General features: G+C 41.5%; 8 protein-coding genes. All 8 read right to left on the bottom strand.

Translation table 11 applies throughout. The features are described from left to right. Positions 1-283: 283 nt before the first annotated feature. Positions 284-571, bottom strand: a complete 288-nt coding sequence (locus tag LC574_RS30595) for a hypothetical protein (RefSeq protein ID WP_229457352.1) — start codon at positions 569-571, stop codon at positions 284-286. Positions 572-786: 215 nt separating this feature from the next. Further along, positions 787-1,374 carry a hypothetical protein gene (locus tag LC574_RS30590; RefSeq protein WP_229457351.1) on the bottom strand — a complete coding sequence of 196 codons (588 nt, stop codon included), beginning with the start codon at positions 1,372-1,374 and terminating at the stop codon, positions 787-789. After that, positions 1,344-1,475 (bottom strand): hypothetical protein, encoded by a 132-nt coding sequence (locus LC574_RS38325; protein WP_267871730.1) that lies wholly within the window; start codon positions 1,473-1,475, stop codon positions 1,344-1,346. The genes LC574_RS30590 and LC574_RS38325 overlap by 31 nt, the downstream gene beginning before the upstream one ends. A 144-nt stretch (positions 1,476-1,619) precedes the next feature. Then, entirely contained in the window at positions 1,620-1,841 is a 222-nt protein-coding gene (locus LC574_RS30585) for a hypothetical protein (RefSeq protein ID WP_229457350.1), read from the bottom strand. Next, positions 1,835-2,458, bottom strand: a complete 624-nt coding sequence (locus LC574_RS30580; protein WP_229457349.1) for a hypothetical protein — start codon at positions 2,456-2,458, stop codon at positions 1,835-1,837. The genes LC574_RS30585 and LC574_RS30580 overlap by 7 nt, the downstream gene beginning before the upstream one ends. 138 nt (positions 2,459-2,596) lie before the next feature. After that, positions 2,597-2,779 carry a hypothetical protein gene (locus tag LC574_RS30575; protein WP_229457348.1) on the bottom strand — a complete coding sequence of 61 codons (183 nt, stop codon included), beginning with the start codon at positions 2,777-2,779 and terminating at the stop codon, positions 2,597-2,599. A gap of 366 nt (positions 2,780-3,145) precedes the next feature. Then, positions 3,146-3,436, bottom strand: a complete 291-nt coding sequence (locus tag LC574_RS30570; protein ID WP_167315718.1) for a helix-turn-helix domain-containing protein — start codon at positions 3,434-3,436, stop codon at positions 3,146-3,148. A gap of 167 nt (positions 3,437-3,603) precedes the next feature. After that, positions 3,604-3,788: thermonuclease family protein (locus tag LC574_RS30565; RefSeq protein ID WP_229457347.1), on the bottom strand; the 185-nt coding region annotated here is incomplete at its 5' end.

Here is a 3,788-nt window from a genome sequence, read left to right as displayed (position 1 = left end):
CCATTGTGACGATTGCAGTAGATTTTACAACTGCCAGCATCAGAGTGCAATCCCAGTTTCGGTTTATTGATTGAAGCGACCAACTGCTTGAGTAGTTCCTCTTGGCGCATCAAGAGAGCAAATAATTCTGATGTTTCTTGAGGGTTCATTGTTCAATACCAATACATTTCACTTTCGCATTGGCGCAGCCGTTTAATTGTGATACATGAAGCTTAGAGCCAATAAAAAACGCTCTTGATTTCACAAAAGCGCTTTTTATTACTAATTATTTGCCCTGTACAGATCATTGATGTGAATTAAATCTTGCCAGCAAATCTTCACGAGATAATTCAAGACATAGGGGAGTAAATTCTTCTGGCGTTAACTGTAACAAACTATCGATTACTCTTGATAGTGACTCGTCCACTTCACCAAACCTGAATTTCAACAAGTTTTCTACAACTTGACGGCGTTCAAGTTGTACACCTTGCTCTACACCCTCTTGTACAGCAGCAGCTCTTGCTTCTTCGTAAGCTTGAGTTAAGTTCATGATCAACTCCTGGTCATCTCTGGTTAATTCTGTCTGTGTCATTACACTGATACGCCACCTATAAATTATTTCCAGGTTTTTACTTCCCCAAAGGGAGAAAGTAACTCTTCTAAAAACTGCTTGGCAAATTTATCATGAGGTTGTTGGGTCATGTTATCAGTAATAATCGTGTTGTATCATACTGCTATAACTGAATAGAGTTTGGTACAAAAGCGATCGCCCTGCCTTGTCAGCCAGCAATCGCCTTTTCCCTTTAACTACGCCGGTATTAACTCCCGTTCTACCACTGGCTGATATTCCCGTAGCCGCTCCCATTCCTGTGGCGTGAGTTCATCAAACGGCTTATCCAGCAGTTCCTCACGAGATGGTTGCGTCAGTTCTACCATCGATAATACCCACACCGCATCGAACGCAGAATCACACGGGACTTTCTGCTGATGCACTGAAGTTGCCCGAATAACCCACCAATGACCTTCTGTGCAACCGATAGAACCGAGCTTCTGTTCATCCTTATAGATGCCGTCATCTAACAACTTAAATCCGAACTGCTCACACTGGGCGGCAATTTCGCACATAACTTCATTCCCCGTTGTAGTGGCTGGGGTTTCTTGCTGTATTGGCAGAGTTCCTCGCTTGTAATGCCATGTTACAAAGTCGTGGCATTTCATTTGTGTAATAGCACGAAATTCTTCTTTATGGTTCACTATCACTACCCACCGTTGGGTCACGAAATCTCGATGATCGTAACTAATTTGGGCTATTAGCTTTTGTCCTGCATAGATTTCGTGTTCGTAAAAATCGATTTCGATTGATGTTACTTGCTCTGTTGTTGTTGCTTGTGGCATGATAGAAATCTCCATATTTGGATAAAAAAGTGATCGCAGACTTTCCACGGTACGGCGATCGCCTTTTGATTTTGGATATGAATTACGTTGTGGTAAGCCACAACGCACTCATCGAAACTTAGCGAAGCTTTATCAAGGCCGAAAAGTGCGATTACTCGTCAGGGGACTGCGATGCCTAAAGGCAAGCCGCAGAGCGTCTACGCACTTATGAAGATTTGGCGAAGCTTTTGCAAAGAGGCTTGTACTCAAAATTTTCCATTCAGAAAATGTGATTCTTCCCGGTAAACTACACCAAGGCGATGACAATGTTTCTTAGCTAAATCTCGATACAAACTAACATCTTCACCAAACAAGAATAAGACGGGTTTCTTGTTAGGGTAATAAAATTGATAAACCAGTGCTTGACCAATGCCGTGCTTCCAATTGCAAGCTTTCTTGACTTCAATTACATACAATTTAGTCAACACATCAACTCGCCCGGATGGATTAGGAGTCTCTGAATTCCTCCTAATATTTCTGCCAACTGGTTAGACATTCGCTCTTCGGCTGGGTCTTTTGGAGGTGATGGTGGGGTTAATAGAGTTGGAGGCTGTGTTAGAGGTAGTGGTTGAGAAATTGGTTCAAGTTGCCTAAAGTCTTGCTGTATTTTATTGAGAGGCTTGGTTTGGGTAACTTCATCCTCTTGTTCGATTGTCTCAACTGCTGAATACTGCCCTAAAACTTTTTCAGGATACGTCTGTGCATAAAGGGATGTTACTAACAACCAACCGCGTTCTGTGTTTAATGTAAAGTTGCATTTTGGTAATACCTCCATTACAGATTGAAGCGAAGCTTTCAGTCCGGTTGTTTCAACCCATTTTTGACGTGCTGGTGTTAGTGGACGCAATAATAATTGTTCTTTTGGTTTTATGTATTTCTGATGGAAAAAGTCAATTGCTTTTCTCCAGTGTTTTGGATTTTCTGTGTCAAAGTCCCGAAAATCAGGCAAGTATCTCTTAACAATATTTGCTCTCGCTGAATAACCAGTAACTTGTACCCATTTGTTTCTGGCTTCATTCAAATTTGTAATCGGATTCTTAGCCAATATGCTCCTCCGATGTCGTTAGATGAATTCTTTGAAAAAAGCGACTACATATCTTTGATTATTGCAATTGCTTTTATTTTTGTTTGTAGAAAGCCTTGTGCTGAGGACACAAAGCTTTTTACTTGATTGAGCGTAGCTTTATACTTGTTCTTGCCTCAGTATCTCGTGAATTAACACTTGGCAGCGTTTGCTGGCTTCGTGTGCTTGCCGCATTAAGATTCGGCTTTGTTCTCGGTCTGTTGGGGAAACTTGTACAGCTTGTCGGCTATAGTCAGTGGCCTGATGTGCTAATTCTTTTGCCCTAGCTTTTAAATTTTTCATTCGTCCTCCAGTTCGATTAGCAGAAAATCTATATTTTCTACCTCTTCATAAATTTTATCGGCACGACTGGCCAGTAAACTAGCATCACATTCGGATTTTTCAACCAGTTTTTAGACGTGGTAGGTCATCGGAATCATCTCGCGGCGGCTTGACCATTACAAGTTTAAGGCTTCCGGCTGCTAGTCCCGGCGGCGGCTGGTTATTGTGGTTTCGTATCGTTAACTCGATTTGTAAGGGTTGAATTTTGAGCGCTTCTTTGTTTTTCTGAGAGGCATCGCGCTCGTCTCCTCTCTTATGATTACTATATTACTACGCTCACCAGTGGTTGTCAAATGTTTTTTTCTGGTGAGCGTAGTAAAAAGTCTCTTAACTGTTGTAATCTATGTTCCAAATAAGTGAAGTGATATCCCCATCTAAAGCAGCACAAAGTTTCTCTAGAATTTCTGTACTAACAGTCATCTGAGTTGGCTTTTTTGGTTTGTTAATAAAGACGTGAGGAGTCTCTAGCTGCTGAATATAAGCCACAGAAACCCCCACAGCATCAGATAGCTTTTGTCTACTATATCCAGCTTTCTCTCTAAGCTCCCTGAGTTTTTGGGCATTTTCTTCATTCCACCTAAACGCAGCGATGGGTGTTACATCTACTGTGATATTCATTTTTACTTTAATTTTATTTTTACTGCGCTCGCCAGTTGACATGATAATAGTATTAATATACTGGTGTCAACCATAAGGCTACACCAAGCAAAGGTGAAAGCGATCGCCCGCCGGGAAGCAATGCGATCGTTTAGCTCAATTGATTTATTCACAACAAAGTGAACTAATTACAATGCTGACACACATTTGGCGGTGTTTTCACCCTGCAACAGACTATCTCTAGACTCTGGACAGCCTTTGAGATACTGACGATAAACAACAGCTTGCCCTTCTTGCACCATAATCATGTTGACACTGCGATTCTCGACAAACACCTCTGCAACCAGGCGCTTATATTTGTCAGTTTCAATAG

Source organism: Nostoc sp. CHAB 5715, from assembly GCF_020829685.1.
Lineage (GTDB): Bacteria > Cyanobacteriota > Cyanobacteriia > Cyanobacteriales > Nostocaceae > Nostoc.
The sequence above is the reverse complement of the archived record's forward strand: the minus strand, read 5'-3'. Positions and strand labels throughout refer to the sequence as shown.

What these genes read in the sequence shown, in the direction of transcription:
- LC574_RS30595 (WP_229457352.1), bottom strand. Translation starts at nt 571, where the DNA reads ATGACACAGACAGAATTAACCAGAGATGACCAGGAGTTGATCATGAAC.
- LC574_RS30590 (WP_229457351.1), bottom strand. Translation starts at nt 1,374, where the DNA reads ATGCCACAAGCAACAACAACAGAGCAAGTAACATCAATCGAAATCGAT.
- LC574_RS30575 (WP_229457348.1), bottom strand. Translation starts at nt 2,779, where the DNA reads ATGAAAAATTTAAAAGCTAGGGCAAAAGAATTAGCACATCAGGCCACT.
- LC574_RS30570 (WP_167315718.1), bottom strand. Translation starts at nt 3,436, where the DNA reads ATGAATATCACAGTAGATGTAACACCCATCGCTGCGTTTAGGTGGAAT.